At 57.1% G+C, this 14,273-nt stretch carries 16 protein-coding genes and 1 pseudogene; 7 read left to right on the forward strand and 10 right to left on the reverse strand.

Annotated features, from left to right (window positions below):
• Positions 1 to 79: 79 nt before the first annotated feature.
• From flgE to AC3ZVB_RS09215, 6 genes are all read right to left on the reverse strand, one after another.
• Entirely contained in the window at positions 80 to 1,405 is a 1,326-nt protein-coding gene (gene flgE, locus AC3ZVB_RS09190) for a flagellar hook protein FlgE (protein WP_194693136.1), read from the reverse strand.
• A gap of 31 nt (positions 1,406 to 1,436) precedes the next feature.
• A complete protein-coding gene (gene flgD / locus AC3ZVB_RS09195) occupies positions 1,437 to 2,162 on the reverse strand; it encodes a flagellar hook assembly protein FlgD (protein WP_162437934.1) in 726 nt (241 codons plus the stop codon).
• A gap of 15 nt (positions 2,163 to 2,177) precedes the next feature.
• Entirely contained in the window at positions 2,178 to 2,621 is a 444-nt protein-coding gene (gene flgC, locus AC3ZVB_RS09200) for a flagellar basal body rod protein FlgC (protein WP_007937507.1), read from the reverse strand.
• Positions 2,622 to 2,624: 3 nt separating this feature from the next.
• Entirely contained in the window at positions 2,625 to 3,035 is a 411-nt protein-coding gene (gene flgB / locus AC3ZVB_RS09205) for a flagellar basal body rod protein FlgB (protein WP_194693137.1), read from the reverse strand.
• 258 nt (positions 3,036 to 3,293) lie between these two features.
• Positions 3,294 to 4,121, reverse strand: coding sequence for a protein-glutamate O-methyltransferase CheR (gene cheR / locus AC3ZVB_RS09210; protein WP_490146344.1), 828 nt, complete (start codon positions 4,119 to 4,121; stop codon positions 3,294 to 3,296).
• Between the two features lie 46 nt (positions 4,122 to 4,167).
• Complete coding sequence (locus AC3ZVB_RS09215) at positions 4,168 to 5,100, reverse strand: chemotaxis protein CheV (protein ID WP_162437932.1); 933 nt, start codon at positions 5,098 to 5,100, stop codon at positions 4,168 to 4,170.
• An 83-nt stretch (positions 5,101 to 5,183) separates the two neighbouring features.
• On the opposite strand from AC3ZVB_RS09215, the gene flgA reads away from it, so the two are divergent.
• From flgA to AC3ZVB_RS09235, 4 genes are all read left to right on the forward strand, one after another.
• Complete coding sequence (gene flgA, locus AC3ZVB_RS09220; RefSeq protein WP_162437931.1) at positions 5,184 to 5,945, forward strand: flagellar basal body P-ring formation chaperone FlgA; 762 nt, start codon at positions 5,184 to 5,186, stop codon at positions 5,943 to 5,945.
• 169 nt (positions 5,946 to 6,114) lie between these two features.
• On the forward strand, positions 6,115 to 6,441 hold the full coding sequence (flgM, locus tag AC3ZVB_RS09225; protein ID WP_162437930.1) for a flagellar biosynthesis anti-sigma factor FlgM: 327 nt from the start codon (positions 6,115 to 6,117) through the stop codon (positions 6,439 to 6,441).
• A gap of 48 nt (positions 6,442 to 6,489) precedes the next feature.
• Positions 6,490 to 6,957: a flagella synthesis protein FlgN gene (locus AC3ZVB_RS09230; protein WP_162437929.1), complete on the forward strand. Its 468-nt coding sequence runs from the start codon at positions 6,490 to 6,492 to the stop codon at positions 6,955 to 6,957.
• A gap of 92 nt (positions 6,958 to 7,049) precedes the next feature.
• Positions 7,050 to 7,796: a flagellar brake protein gene (locus tag AC3ZVB_RS09235; protein WP_490146345.1), complete on the forward strand. Its 747-nt coding sequence runs from the start codon at positions 7,050 to 7,052 to the stop codon at positions 7,794 to 7,796.
• Positions 7,797 to 7,861: 65 nt separating this feature from the next.
• Here the strand turns inward: AC3ZVB_RS09235 and AC3ZVB_RS09240 are convergent, their stop codons facing one another.
• From AC3ZVB_RS09240 to AC3ZVB_RS09255, 4 genes are all read right to left on the reverse strand, one after another.
• The gene (locus AC3ZVB_RS09240; protein ID WP_490146346.1) at positions 7,862 to 9,244 is read right to left on the reverse strand and encodes an MFS transporter; all 1,383 of its coding nucleotides are present in this window, start codon (positions 9,242 to 9,244) and stop codon (positions 7,862 to 7,864) included.
• 70 nt (positions 9,245 to 9,314) lie between these two features.
• Positions 9,315 to 10,556, reverse strand: coding sequence for a glutamine synthetase family protein (locus tag AC3ZVB_RS09245; RefSeq protein ID WP_490146359.1), 1,242 nt, complete (start codon positions 10,554 to 10,556; stop codon positions 9,315 to 9,317).
• A gap of 228 nt (positions 10,557 to 10,784) precedes the next feature.
• On the reverse strand, positions 10,785 to 11,477 hold the full coding sequence (locus AC3ZVB_RS09250) for a sensor histidine kinase (RefSeq protein ID WP_490146347.1): 693 nt from the start codon (positions 11,475 to 11,477) through the stop codon (positions 10,785 to 10,787).
• Complete coding sequence (locus AC3ZVB_RS09255) at positions 11,474 to 13,078, reverse strand: response regulator (protein WP_490146348.1); 1,605 nt, start codon at positions 13,076 to 13,078, stop codon at positions 11,474 to 11,476. The genes AC3ZVB_RS09250 and AC3ZVB_RS09255 overlap by 4 nt, the downstream gene beginning before the upstream one ends.
• A gap of 104 nt (positions 13,079 to 13,182) precedes the next feature.
• Between AC3ZVB_RS09255 and AC3ZVB_RS09260 the strand changes: the two are divergent.
• The 3 genes and pseudogenes from AC3ZVB_RS09260 to AC3ZVB_RS09270 all read left to right on the forward strand — a co-directional run.
• A pseudogene (locus tag AC3ZVB_RS09260) lies at positions 13,183 to 13,459 on the forward strand (chemotaxis protein CheB).
• 81 nt (positions 13,460 to 13,540) lie between these two features.
• Positions 13,541 to 13,909: a hypothetical protein gene (locus tag AC3ZVB_RS09265; RefSeq protein WP_490146349.1), complete on the forward strand. Its 369-nt coding sequence runs from the start codon at positions 13,541 to 13,543 to the stop codon at positions 13,907 to 13,909.
• A 17-nt stretch (positions 13,910 to 13,926) separates the two neighbouring features.
• A partial coding sequence (locus AC3ZVB_RS09270) for a response regulator (RefSeq protein ID WP_490146350.1) occupies positions 13,927 to 14,273 on the forward strand: 347 nt, incomplete at its 3' end.

The raw sequence follows: 14,273 nt of genomic DNA on the forward strand, positions 1-14,273 counted from the left end.
TTTTGATCTTGATATACACACAGATATAAAAAACCCCTCTTCCGAGGGGTTTTTGTTTAACGCTACAACCCAACCAGCATCAGGTCATCTGAATGATGGTCTGCATGATGGTGCTCTGGGTGGAGATGGTCTTCGCGTTCGCCTGGTAGTTACTCTGCGCCTTGATCAGGTCGACCAGTTCATTGGTCACGTTGACGTTGGACTCTTCCAGGGAATTGGAGCGGATCGTACCCAGGCTACCGGTTTCCGGCGAGTCGTAGCCCGGAATACCCGATGAGTAGGTTTCTTTCCAGGCAGTGCCACCGACCGCTTGCAGGCCTTGTTCATTGGTAAAGCTGGCCAACGATATCTGGCCGATCGGCTTGGTTTGGTAATTACTGAAATTCGCCAGCAGTACGCCGCTGCCATCAATGGTCAGGTTGGTGATCTGGCCAGTGGCGTAGCCGTTCTGTACCGGAATCGAACGTGCGGTGTCGGCGTTGTATTGGGTGGTGTTGCCCATGGCGATGGTCACGCCATCCGGGTTGGAGCTGGCGCCGTTGGCCTTCCACACGCCGTCGGTCACAGTACCTGGAACCCAGTTGGTCACCTTCAGCTCATTGCTGATGGTCGAAGTCGGCGGAGTCGTCGGCGGAGTCACTGGCGTACTGATTTGGGTTAGTTTGCCAGCCGAGTCAAATGTCATGGTCGAAGGAACCGGGTTGGTCGGCAGGCTGCCGTCCATGTTGCGTCCATCGATCAGCGTGTAGGTATCCCACGTGTTAGCACTGGTTTTCACCATGTACTGATTCATCTCGTGCTGATTGCCCTGGCTGTCGTAGATCGGCGTATTGAATTGCTTGCTATAGGTCTCAGACTTGGTTGGATCGAATTTGTTGGTGGCAACGGTCTGGTCAATGACCTTATCCGTGGAGTTCAGGTTAATCGTCGACGACACCGCGCTACTCGACTTCGGAGCCAGGTTGGAGGTGTCGATACGCAGGTCGGTCAACATACCGTTCTGGATCTTGCCGCTGGCATCCACACCGTAGCCCTGCAGGCGGGAAGTGCCGTCGGTGTTGGTGACATAACCGTCCTTGTCGACCTTGAACGTACCGGCGCGGGTGTAGGACAGCGAACCGCTGTTATTGAGCACGAAGAAACCGGAGCCGTTGATGCCCATGTCCAGTACGTTACCGGTGCTGCTGATATCGCCCTGGGTGAATTGCTGGGAAACGTTGGCCAGGCGCACACCGCTGCCGACGACCTTGCTTCCGGTACCCAGCTTGGTGGCCGAGTAGACGTCTTCGAATTCCGCACGGGACGATTTGAAACCGGTGGTCGCGACGTTGGCGATGTTGTTGCCGGTCACGTCCAGTTGTTTGTTGGCTGCAAAGAGACCGCTAAGGCCGATATTGAAAGACATGTTTCACTCCTTTATGCCGGGTTAGTCGGCTTTACATACCAATGGTTTGTACTTTGGACAGGGCGATGCTGCCCAGCCCGGCGAGGTTGAGCATCAACTCACCGCCCGTCTGGCTGATGGTCACGCTATTGACCGTCGCTGGCAGGTTGGTGACCAGCGATACAGCCTGGCTGTCGATGGTGGCCGTCGCCGCGAAGGTGTAAGTACCCGACTCGACCGTATTACCCGCGCTGTCTTTTCCGTCCCAGATAAAGCTGGCATTGCCGGCAGTCTGGCTGCCCATGTCGATGGTGCGGACGACCTTGCCGTCCTTGTCGGAAATCTTCAGCGCGACAGCAGGGACAGAGCCCGGAATGGCCACGGTACCGGTCATGCTCTTGGAGGTATCGACAACCGCTTTATCGCTAGGCGCGATCACGGAGCGCCCCACCAGCGACGAGGCCTGCAAAGCCTGCGACGAGTTGTAGTTACCGGCAATGCCACTCACCGTATCGTTGAGTGTGGTGATGCCTTCCAGACTGCTGAACTGCGCCAATTGGGCGACGAACTCGCCGTTGTCCTGCGGTTCGAGCGGATTCTGGTTTTTCAGCTGGGTCACCAGCAACTGCAGGAACGCGTCTTTGCCCAGGGCTTTTTTGCCGGCAGCGCTATTGGTTGCCGACGCCAGGCCATCACTGGTGGTGGAGGTGTTCTTGATCGAGGAGTTGGCCAGGATGTCGTTGAGGCTCAAACCGCTTGTCGTATCGGTAACACTCATCTGAGTCGCCCCTTATCACTGACCGAGAGTCAGGACCTTCTGCATCATGGTTTTGGCCGTGTTCATCATTTCGGCGTTGGTCTGAAAGGACCGGCTCGCGGAAATCATGTCGGCCATTTCCTCCACGACGTTGACGTTCGGGTAGTAGACATAGCCCTTGGCATCAGCAGCCGGATGGTTCGGCTCGTAGCGAGCCTCCAGGTTGCTCTGGTCTTCGACCACACCCAGCACTTGCACACCCTGACCCGCCGCGTCCTGATTCTGGAACAGCGAATCGCTGCCGCCGCTCTGGCCACCCTGGAACATGGTGGCGAACACCGGATGACGCGCGCGGTAGGTTTGATCGATGCTCGACGAGACGGTCTCGGCGTTGGCGATGTTACTGGCGACGGTGTTCAGGCGAGTGGTCTGGGCACTCATGCCGCTACCGGCAATGTTGAAAACACTGGACAGGGACATGAATTATTCTCCGCGCAGGGCTGAAATCAGCCCTTTGAATTTACTGTTGAGCAAGGTGAAGCTGGCCTGGAAGTTGACGGAGTTTTCCGCGTAGTTCGACTGTTCCAGCTGGGCGTCCACGGTGTTCTGATCAATCGACGGTTGCATCGGCGTGCGATACAGCAATGACTCGTCACCGCTGTCCAAGCCTTGGGCCTCGATATGACGGCTGTTGGTCATGTTCAGCGCGAAACCGCCGCCGCTCTTGGTTTTCTCGCTCTGTTCGGCAAGCACCTTCGAGAAGTCCAGATCCCGAGCCTTGTAGTTCGGGGTGTCCGCGTTGGCGATGTTGTTGGCCAGGACTTCGGCACGCTGTGCGCGGAAGTTGAGAGCCTGTTGGTGAATACCGAGCGCTTTATCGAAGCTGATGCTCATGTCGGGAAACCTTCGGGTGACCTGATTTTTCGTACGGTGAACTTAGCAAGCCGCGTGCCAATTGGAGAAACCCCGCAAACAGTGGGTTTGCGGGCAGTGGCAAGTGTGGCAATGACAGAAAAGCGGCAATCGACTTCCGCCGCCTGCCGCTTTTCTGCCGCTTTCCAAGGACAACACCTATCCGTGTAGGAGCTGCAATTGCGGCATACAAAAAAAGGAGCCCCTGAGGACTCCTTTTTTATGTCTGCCGCAATTGCATCACTTCGCCTGGTAAATGATCCCCGGGCTGCACTGGACCATCTGGTAATGATCCGGCAATCCATTCAGCGCTTCGGAAGCGCCGAGGAACAGATAGCCCCCCGGTTTCAACGTGCTATGGATGCGCAACAGGATGTCTTTCTTCACCTCGGCGGAGAAGTAGATCAACACGTTGCGGCAGAACACGATGTCGAACTTGCCAAGCGCCGCGTAACTGTCCAGCAGATTGAACGAGCGAAACTCCACCCGACTCTTGATCGGCGCCTTGATGGCCCAGCGTCCCGGTCCCTTGGGATCGAAATAACGCTGCAGACGCTCGGGCGAAAGACCACGACCGATTGCCAGGCTATCGTACTCGCCAATCTTGCAGTTGGTCAGCATGGTGCCGGAAAGATCAGTGGCAACGATCTGCACACCCATCTTCAATTGCCCCAGGTTGACCCGCTCGAACTCATCGATCGACATCGACAGCGAATACGGTTCCTGACCCGACGAGCACGCGGCCGACCAGATTCGCAGGCGCTGGCCGGGCGCCGCCTTGATCGCTTCCGGCAGTACCTTGTTCTTCAAGACTTCAAACGGATAGGTGTCACGAAACCACAGGGTTTCGTTGGTCGTCATGGCATCCACCACCATCTCGCGCAAACCACTGCGCGGCTGGGTCTGGATGCGCTGGACCAGCTCACCCAGGGACTTGATACCTTGCTGCTCCATCAGTTTGTTGAGACGGCTCGATACCAGGTACTGCTTGTTTTCACCAAGCAAAATGCCACAGGCTTTTTCCAGGAATACCCGGAACTGTTCGAAATCCAAATTACCCGTAGACAATGATGCCGCCTCTTAACTCGTGTTGACCGCCAGGGACAAAAGGCCCCTAGCTGATATCTGCTGCTTTGATCCGGTCGACTACCCGGGATGCCAGGTCATCAGGGCGGAATTTGGCAAGGAAGTCATCGGCACCGACTTTCTTGACCATCGCCTGATTGAACACCCCCGACAACGAAGTATGCAGGATGATATGAAGCTTTTGCATGCGAGGGTCACTGCGGATCTCGGCGGTGAGGGTGTACCCGTCCATTTCCGGCATCTCGATGTCGGAAATCATCATCAGGAACTCTTCTTCCGGCTTTTTACCTTCATCGACCAACTTGCGCAGGTAATCCAGCGCTTGCCGACCGTCGTTCAGCGCCACCACTTCGACGCCGACCGTTTGTAGACAACGCGAGACCTGCTTGCGTGCCACCGACGAGTCGTCGACCGTCAGCACGCGCAGGGACAGCGCCTTGTGCTGGGTTTCGACATCCACTACGCCCACGGAAATCGCTTCCGGTGTCGGCGCCACTTCCGCCAGGACTTTCTCGACGTCGATGATTTCGACTAGCTGATTGTCAACGCGGGTCACTGCCGTGAGGTAGTGATCGCGTCCAGTGCCCTTGGGCGGCGGATGGATCTCCTCCCAGTTCATGTTGACGATGCGTTCCACCGAGCGCACCAGGAAACCCTGGGTCTTGGTGTTGTACTCCGTGATGATCACGAACGGATTGCTCTGATCCAGCAATCGACCTGAACCGGTCGCCATTGCCAGATCCATAATCGGAATGGTCGCCCCCCGAATACTCGCCACACCGCACACGACAGGATTGGACTTGGGCATCACGGTCAGCTTGGGGCATTGCAGCACCTCGCGAACCTTGAATACATTGATCCCATAGAGCTGCGGGCCGTCAAGACGGAACAACAACAGCTCCAGGCGATTCTGCCCTACCAGTTGCGTGCGCTGGTTTACTGAATCCATTACACCAGCCATGCCCAGACTCCTACTACCAACGCTTCAGTGTGTTGCGACGCACATTCATTGCTAAACGGCACGGCGCTTGCTTTTTAACTCGTATGAACACAGAACCGACATTTTTCCGACGCCTGACCTCAAACTTTCGCAAATCGCTTTGCGCGATGTCGGCCGTTTGCCTGTTCAACGCTGGCAGCCCTGCCCTTGCTGATGCGGTTACCTTGCCTGACATGCTTATCGGCGTCACCCAGGGCTTTCTTGAATTCACCGTAGAAGACTATTTGGCGACCAGTCAAACTGAAGGTCGTTATGAGATCCAGGTCAGCCAGCTCGATCCGCGTCTGCGCATGCCAATGTGCGACAAGGAATTGACAGCGAGCCTGGAGAGTCCGGCCAAGCCATTGGGGCGTGTTACGGTCAAGGTTCGCTGCGAGGGCGCCGCCCCCTGGACCGTGTTCGTACCCGCTCAAGTCCGGCTGTTCCGCGACGTCGTTACCACCACCCGACCGCTGCGTCGCCTCGGTGTTGTCGAACCCGACGATGTGATCCTGCGCGAGCGTGACATCAGCCTGATCAGCCAGGGCTACCTGACTTCGCTGGATCAGGCGATCGGGCAAAAACTGACCCGACCAATGGTCGCCGATCAACTGATCACGCTGGTGAACATCGAGCAGGCGGAAGTCATCACCAAGGGCGATCAGGTGGTGATTACCGCCCGTAGCGGCACACTCAGCGTGCGCATGCCGGGAGAAGCGCTGTCCAACGGTGGTTTGCGAGACCAGATACGCGTAAAAAACCTGAATTCCCAGCGGGTCATCAAGGCGCAAGTTATCGCGCCCGGCCAGGTGGAAGTCGCCATGTAGTACCTCGGGTATTGGTGTTTAGATGGCGCGCCGCTCGACTGTTCCCTAAACTGTTACTCATCCAGGGCAAGTGCTGACGCGCGCAAGCTCATTGATAAATGAGTCTAAAGTTTTCCAGGGTTTGGCCGAAAACATGGCAAGCGTCCAAATACCCAGAGGTTTTTTGATCATGGTCATCGATTTCAGCCGTCTTAACAGCTCCTCGTCACTTACGGGCAGTACACGTACCAGCGCCAGCAAGGACACGGCCGAAGCCGCCAAGTCCGCGCCGCTGAATACCCCGGCCGCAGAGGCCACTACCGTCAAAAGCGGGGAATCGGTACACCTCAGCAATGAGGCTCAGCAGTTGCAAAAGGTCACTGACAAGCTGCGCGATCAGCCCGCTGTCGATAATGCCCGCGTGGCAGAGTTGAAAGCAGCGATTGCCGATGGCAGCTATAAAGTCGACAGCAACCGTGTAGCCAGCAAACTGCTCAACTTCGAAGCCCAGCGCTAGGCTCCGGTCTGCGCGAGGCTTTTGGACGCTTAAAACCCAAGGCCAGCCATGCACGATACTAATTTACTGCAACTGATCATCGACGACTTTGCTCCAGCGCAACAATTGCTCGAGTTATTGCAAACCGAGGCCATCGCGTTGCATGGTCGCGACATGCGACTGCTCGAAGACATTCTGGCGCAGAAGCAGGCATTGATCATTTTGCTTGAACAGCATGGCCGCAAGCGCAGTGCGATCCTCGCCAGCCTCAACCTGCCGATCAATCGCCAGGGTCTGGAGCAATTGGCCGCCCAATCGAGCATTGGCGATCAGTTGCTGGCTCAGAGTGATGTTCTCACCGATCTACTGGCCCAGTGCCAGAGCACCAACGTCAGCAATGGCCAGTCCATCATGATGCAACAGGCTGCCACGGCTACCCAGCTGAAAATCCTCCACGGCGGCGACACACCAGCGCTTTATGACGCCCGCGGATCGACCTCTGTACTCGCGAAGCGGGGGCCTCTCAGTCAGGCTTGAACCCGCCGATGAGCCCGCACTATCAAGACGAGAAACATGCTGGCAAAATGCTGGCTAGCCGCAGTCAAATTTTGTCTGGAGATTGATGAACCGTGTTCAATGCCTCAAGCGCGGAAGATGCTCCGCAGCCACCCAAGGTGCTCGCAACGCCCCTTGAGATCTCCGGCACCCTACGTCAGCTGCAAGACAGCCACGACCCTCTGATCATTACGTTCCATGAGCGCAGCCAGCGCTTCCAGAGCTATCTGGTGGGTATTGACCGTGACAGCGGCACGATCTCGCTTGACGAAATGATTCCACGGGACGGTGAACGCTTCCTGCTCGCCGGCGAACCGTTCAAGGTCGAAGGCTTCCACGATGGTGTTCGCATCGCCTGGGAAAGCAATGGCGCGCTGACCATCGACGAAACGGCTGGCACTCGCTGCTACCACGGTCCGATGCCCGACGAAGTGGTTTATCACCAGCGCCGTAACGCATTCCGCGCTGCTCTTAAACTGGCACAGCTGGTTAGCGTCGATCTGGACGGTGAAAAGCTCAAGGCACCGATCAGCGGAAAGCTGCTGGACATCTCTGCTACTGGCTGCAAATTGCGCTTCGACGGCGATATCAGCTCGAGCCTGCAACTGGGGCAGGTCTACGACCGATTTGCTGCCGCCCTGCCCTTCGGCAAAATGACGGCCCCCGTCGAACTGCGTTACCTGCATTTCGAAGAAAAGATTTCCACCACCTTCGCCGGTGTTCGCTTTCATAACATGAGCGGGCTGGTGCAGCGTCAGGTCGAAAGATTCGTCTATCAGCTTCAGCGCGAAGCACGGCGTTTCGACAAAGACGACCTCTGAGTTAACGCTTCAATAAAAAACGGGCAGTCCTTTTGGGAACTGCCCGTTTTTTTTGTGCGTGAATCTCAGGGCCTAGCTTCGGTGAAGCTCTGCTCGCGGCCTTCGTCAGGGTCTGGCGGCGACGGGTCGGTCTCAGGTTTTTCTTGCAGCTCTGATTCTGGTTCCGGTTCCGGCTCTGGTGTGATCGGGTTCTGCATCTGATCCTGCACCACCTGCTCATCAACTCGAGGGTCAAGGGCCGCTACCAATGGCGAACTCGACATGCTGTCCGGCATGGCCACGTGATGCAGCGGCGCATCGTCCACCTGATGCAGGTTGGTGACGGCTTTCGGACGAATCCGCCAGACCAGTACCAACGCGAAGAAGCTGAAGAACGCGTAGAGCATCTGACTGCCGAACAGCTTCATCAGAACCCCGGCAACCAACGGCCCGATACTGGCACCCACGCCGTAGGTCACCAGTAGCATCGCTGTCAGAGACACCCGGCGATCGCCTTCGACGTGGTCGTTGGAAAAAGCCACTGCCAAGGGATACAGGCAAAATTGCACCAGGGAGCAGAAGAAACCGGTGATAAACAGCACTTCCAGCGGCACCTGCTTCATGATCGCCAGCGGCAATGCAGCCACCGCCAGGCTGAACGCGAAGCAACGGATCAATAGCGCCCGATCATAACGGTCGGACAACCATCCCAACGGCCACTGCACCAGCAGGCCAGCAAAAATGCAGCTACCCATGAACAAGCCCACTTGCTCGGTAGACAGTCCTTGCTGGGAGGCATACAGCGGCGCCAGACCATAGAACGAACCCACAATCAGCCCCGCCCCCAGCACCGTACTTAACGACTGCGGTACGCGCTTGATAAAGAACCGTGGTTCCATCGGCGCAGGGTGCAAGGGTGCAGGGTGAATCCGTCGGGTCAAGGCCACCGGCACCAGGCACAGCGCAAAACACAAGGCGACCAGCATCAGCAGCTCGAGGCCGAGCGCCGGGTGCATGACCAGAATCAACTGACCCAATACCAGGCCAAGGTACGAGGCGATCATGTAGCCGCTAAACACCAGGCCGCGCTGCTTGGCTTCGGCCTGTTCGTTAAGCCAGCTTTCGATGACCATGTACTGGCACATCATGCCCAAACCGACGATGACCCGCAGGAACAGCCAGGCGGGCAGCCAGTCGACCAATCCGTGTCCCAACACGGCCGCGCCGACGATACCGGCACACGCTGCGTAAGCCCGAATATGCCCGACACGGGCAATCAATCGGTGACCGATCTTCCCACCCAGCACCAGGCCGAAGTAGTTGGCCGCCATCAAGGCACCGACCCACAAACTGTCGACGTTGTCGGCTGCCAGGCGCAAGGCCAGGTAGGTACTCAACAAGCCCGAGCCGATCAACATCATCAGCGAAGCGAAATACAACGCTCGAAAGGATTTCCAGATTTGGCGCATCGGCGTTCCGAGCGGCTCCTTGCAGTAAGTGTCGGACTATCCGAAAAGATAGCCCGATGACGATGATTCGTCAGGCCTGGGCTGCCAGAACACGTCGCTCCCAGGGAGTAATTTCATCATAGAAGCTGGTCAACTCCATGGACTTCGAAGCGATGTAGCCTTCGATGAACTCCTTGCCAAACAGTTCCTTCGCCAATTGGCTACGTTTCAGACGCTCAAGAGCGGCATGCAAGGTACACGGCAATGAAAGATTGTCCGGCACCTCGAATTCACCCTGTATTGGCTCACTGGGCTCCAATGTGTTTTCAATGCCATATAACCCGGCTGCCAGGCTGGCCGCAATCGCCAGATAGGGATTGGCGTCAGCCCCTGGCAAACGGTTTTCAACCCGACGAGCGACCGGCGAACTGGCCGGGATGCGCAACCCGGCGGCTCGGTTGTCGTGGGACCAGCAAGCATTGTTCGGCGATGCGAAGGGATGGCACAAGCGCTGGTAGGAGTTCACATTTGGCGCGAACAGCGCGGTGAAATCGGCCATGCCTGCCTGCTGACCGGCGATGAAATGACGAAAGATCGGGGTCGGTTCGCCAGCCTTGTCGCTGAACACGTTATTTCCCGTGTCGACCTCGACGATGCTCTGGTGAATATGCATCGAACTACCCGGCGTGTGCGCCAACGGCTTGGCCATGCAGACTGCGGTCAGGCCATGTTTGAGGGCCACTTCTTTAAGCAGATGCTTGAACAGGAACGTCTGGTCGGCCAGCAGCAGCGGATCGCCATGCAGCAGGTTGATCTCGAACTGGCTGACGCCCATTTCGTGCATGAACGTATCGCGCGGCAGGCCAAGCGCTGCCATGCATTCATAGACCTCATTGAAGAAGGGCCGCAAGCCGTTGTTGGAACTGACACTGAACGCCGACTGCCCGTCTTCACGTCGACCGTCCAGGCCAATGGGTGGCTGGAAGGGTTGAGTGGGGTCGGTGTTGGGCGCAAATATGAAAAATTCCAGCTCGGTCGCCACGACGGGCGCCAGACCGAGGGCGGTGTAGCGGGCAATGACCGCTTTAAGCTGGCCGCGGGTCGATAGATTCGAGCTTTCGCCGGTGAGTTCGTCCGCATCGCAAATGGCGAAGGCTCGTGGTTGCTTGCTCCACGGCAAGCGATAGACCTGCGAAGAATCAGGCACCAGCGCGAGATCGCCATCATCACTGCCATAAAAGCGTGCCGGCGGGTATCCGCCCATGATGCACTGCAGCAGCACACCGCGCGCCAGTTGCAAACGGCGGCCTTCGAGAAAACCCTCGGCGGTCATCACCTTGCCACGGGGTACGCCATTCAAATCCGGTGTGACACACTCAATCTCATCAATGCCCGTCAATCGCTGTGCGAGTGAGCCCTGGCCCTGGGTTGTCATGACGCTATCCTTGTTATTGTGCGAGCCGCGAACGGCGACCCGTACAAAATAGGCTCCGCGTGTTCGGAATATCAAGCAGCGCTCAAAAAAATGTAGGCTTCAGCGGCGCTTGCCGGGCCGTACTTCTCACGGGAGATAAAGACTGAACACCGCGCCGCCCAGTGGTCCGCCATTGCTGATTTCGGTGCGACCACCCACACCATTGCGCTGATGCAGCGCGGCAATTCGACCGGCGAAGTACAAGCCCAACCCCGTACTGCCCGTGGTGTGGTTGATGCCCTGCACGTAATCCGCCTGACGCTCGAGCATTTCAGCGGAATAACCTTCGCCATCGTCATTGACGGTGATGACTAACTGCCCGGCGACATCGCTGGCGCTGATCAACACCGCATGCCGCGCGTAACGGATCACATTGTTGATGCAGTTGCCAAGCACTGTGGCGATCAGCTCTCGGTCAAAGAAACCCAGCGGGCTCAACGGGTCGACTTCATAGGTCGCCATGATCGAGCGACTGACGAATACGTCCTGGTGACACGCCAGTTGCGCCTCGATGAAATCGTCCAGTTCATGGTAAGCCGGCTGCAACGGCATCTGGTTGACACCGAGTTTGTACAGTCCCAGCAACTGCACCAGCATAGCGTTGAGGTGCGCAAACTCGAACTCGATCACACCCTGCTCCGGCGACTGCCGAACAGGGGCGGGAAAACGGGCCAACCATTGGTTGTGGGCCTGCATCACCAAGGCCAGTGAGTTCTTCATGTCGTGTACGGTTGAAGCAATCACCGTGGAAAAGTCCAGTGCCGGGTCGTCTTGGTTCATCCGCCGAACGCCTTTGATTTCAGTTTCTGATAACGCGCAGAACGCACGTCCGTGTCAGGCATCAAGCCAACCATCTTCAAGCAGGTCTGGCACTCGTCCAGTTCGGCCGACGGCACGCTGGTATCGGTGCCATGCAGCAATGACTGCGCCAGGTTCAGCGCGATGCTGATGTTCTTCGGCTGCAGCGCCAGGGCCTTGCGGAACACCGTACGCGCTTCGACCAGGTTGCCGGTTTTGTAGATCCGCACGCCTATGCGATTAAGATCAGCAGCGACGTTGCCGGCATTGAGAATGGTCGGGTCATCGGTCAACTTGGCGATGCCCTTCATTACCGTCGGGTCGTCACCGTAAATTTCCGCGCAGTTTTTCAACATGGATGCGCCGGCCTCGGGCTGCCCGAGCATTTGCAGTTGCTTTGCCACTAACAGCGCGGCTTCGGCGCTCATGAAGTTTTCCATGCCGTCGAGCCGCTGTATGGCTTGTTCGGTGAGCTTCTCGGCGGTTTCCGCGTCGTTGATCAACATGCTGGTGGCTTTCATCAATCGCGCACGGATCTGCAGACCGGGATCAGAGGGGTTTTCCTTGGCGACGGCGCTCAATGTTGTGTTGATCTCCAGACGGGTCCGCGTATCAAGCCCCTTCTCACTGCCTTTGCTGATCAAGGCGTGGGCCAGGCCGAGATTGCTTTCTGCGTCCTTGAAGCGCGATTGGGCACCTTGTGCCACGGCCTGGCGGTAAGCCTTGGACGCGGTATCGAAATCCTCGTTGGTCATCGCCAGCTTGCCCAGCTGCGCCTGCCTACGCACCGCCAGGGGCGAAATGCGAACGGCCTCTTCCAGCACCCGCTGAGCCGCCTTGGTGTCACCTTCAGAAACCAGAACATCGGCCATGCCGTCGTAGAGCGCCGGCATCATCGGAAACACTTTTAGGGCTTTTTCATAAACGCCCTTGGCTTGTAAGACTTGCCCGCGCTTGAACAATAATTTGCCCAGCCCGGCAAACGCCCAGGGCAGCGGCCGATCAGCGATGATGCCGTCGTACAAACGCTCCAGCGCTTCGTTTTGATTGAGGTCACGCAGGGCGTCGGCGCGATAGCGCAAGCACAACGGCGAGTAACGGATGTCCTGCTTGCACAAGGCGATGCAAGCGTTGAGCACTTCTATCGGTTTCCCACGATCGAGCGCTTGCAGGATCGGCTTGAGCAAGGTCTTGCGCTGCACCAGCCGTTCCAGCCGCTGGGCCAGTCCGGCACGATTGAATGGTTTGGTCAGATAGGCGTCAGGCTCGTGTTCCAGAGCGCTCAACACCATGGCCTGGCTGGTTTCCGCAGTGACCATCACGAACACGCTTTCATGGCTGATCAGCTTATCGACCATGAGGTCTTCGAGGACCTGTTGACCGTTCTTCTTGCCGTCGCCCAGATGGAAATCCTGCAGGATAAAATCGTAGGCCTTCTGCGAACACATGCGCAGCGCTTGCTCACCAGTGTCCGCAGTATCGACATCCTTGACGCCCAGCTCCCGCAGCATTGACCTGACGGAGCTGCGGAAATCCGAGAAATCATCAACGATCAGGAAACGCTTTTGGTGATACGACAGCATCGAAGATTTCCAGGCAATTGAAGGATATTTCTGGGACCGTCAGTGTTATCGGCCTGAGGTGCCATTCCCTTGAGACGGTAGTCATTGAATTACGGGTTAAATATATGAAGGTGCAACGATCAAACAGGTTAATCCTGCGTTTCTGCTACGCGTCGATCGACCTGTTCTTCCGCGATTTGGCCGAAGTACACCGAGAGCGCGCGTTCTGCATCGTTTTGTCGGGCACGGGCACTGATGGCGCCGTCGGTTTGTCGCGTATCAAGGAATACGGGGGTTACGCTCGATCAAGCACCGGAAGACGCTGAATTCGATGGAATGCCTCGCGCCGCCGTTGAAACCCGGATGGTCGATCTAGTGCTGCCGGTGGTAGAGATGCCGTAAAAACTACTGGAACTGTGTTGCAACTCTTGCGAAATTCGCCTGCCGACGGCGAACGACCCGGAACTTCAGGCTATTGCCACTGTGTTCGAGCGTGATGCGGCGCTGGCCGAGCAGCTGCTTCACGACTTCCTGATCCAACTGCGCACCGGCACCGGTCATGACTTCAAACATTACAAGCGTGCCGCGGTGTTACGCCGGATCGAACGACGGATGCAGGTCACCGGCCAGCCGGACCTGAGTGGCTACTACCGCTACCTTCAAGACAATCCTAGGGAAACCAAGTCGCTGCTGGAGGATATGCTTATTGGCGTGACCAACTTCTTCCGTGATCGCGAAGCGTTTGAGGCGTTGGAGCGCAACGAGGCACGGTTGAGGTCAGTTCAGCAGGGTTGGGCACTGGGTATGACGCTGAGGCGCCGGAGCAGGTTGAAGAGGTCTCTGGAAGACTGAGCGGATTAACGACTCTGTTGGTCGATGACTCTGCGGATGTGCTGGAAACCTTGAAGATGCTCCTGGAGATGGAAGATGCACAGGTGACCGCGTTCGATCGTCCGGCGACGGCGCTGGACGCGGCCAAGAGTAGCCGCTTCGACTTCATCATTTCAGACTTGGGTATGCCGGTTATGAACGGTCACGAATTGATGAGCGCTTTGCGTCAGCTGCCACATCATTTTCGCTCCATGAATGGTCTATGGAGTAAGGCACAGAGGTTACTGACTTTCCAATGTAGGTCGTCGGCGCAAATGATTGTGGTATTGGCACTTTCCTGCGGACAAAACAAAACCCCTGTTCGCGTTAGCAAACAGGGGTTTCG

It is taken from the genome of Pseudomonas sp. MDV22-iso1 (genome assembly GCF_058145095.1).

Bases quoted from the DNA above. Each gene is read 5' to 3' on its own strand.
- flgE (WP_194693136.1), bottom strand. From the start codon at position 1,405: ATGTCTTTCAATATCGGCCTTAGCGGTCTCTTTGCAGCCAACAAACAA.
- flgD (WP_162437934.1), bottom strand. From the start codon at position 2,162: ATGAGTGTTACCGATACGACAAGCGGTTTGAGCCTCAACGACATCCTG.
- flgC (WP_007937507.1), bottom strand. From the start codon at position 2,621: ATGTCCCTGTCCAGTGTTTTCAACATTGCCGGTAGCGGCATGAGTGCC.
- flgB (WP_194693137.1), bottom strand. From the start codon at position 3,035: ATGAGCATCAGCTTCGATAAAGCGCTCGGTATTCACCAACAGGCTCTC.
- AC3ZVB_RS09215 (WP_162437932.1), bottom strand. From the start codon at position 5,100: ATGGCTGGTGTAATGGATTCAGTAAACCAGCGCACGCAACTGGTAGGG.
- flgA (WP_162437931.1), top strand. From the start codon at position 5,184: ATGAACACAGAACCGACATTTTTCCGACGCCTGACCTCAAACTTTCGC.
- flgM (WP_162437930.1), top strand. From the start codon at position 6,115: ATGGTCATCGATTTCAGCCGTCTTAACAGCTCCTCGTCACTTACGGGC.
- AC3ZVB_RS09230 (WP_162437929.1), top strand. From the start codon at position 6,490: ATGCACGATACTAATTTACTGCAACTGATCATCGACGACTTTGCTCCA.
- AC3ZVB_RS09240 (WP_490146346.1), bottom strand. From the start codon at position 9,244: ATGCGCCAAATCTGGAAATCCTTTCGAGCGTTGTATTTCGCTTCGCTG.
- AC3ZVB_RS09245 (WP_490146359.1), bottom strand. From the start codon at position 10,556: ATGACCGCCGAGGGTTTTCTCGAAGGCCGCCGTTTGCAACTGGCGCGC.
- AC3ZVB_RS09250 (WP_490146347.1), bottom strand. From the start codon at position 11,477: ATGAACCAAGACGACCCGGCACTGGACTTTTCCACGGTGATTGCTTCA.
- AC3ZVB_RS09255 (WP_490146348.1), bottom strand. From the start codon at position 13,078: ATGCTGTCGTATCACCAAAAGCGTTTCCTGATCGTTGATGATTTCTCG.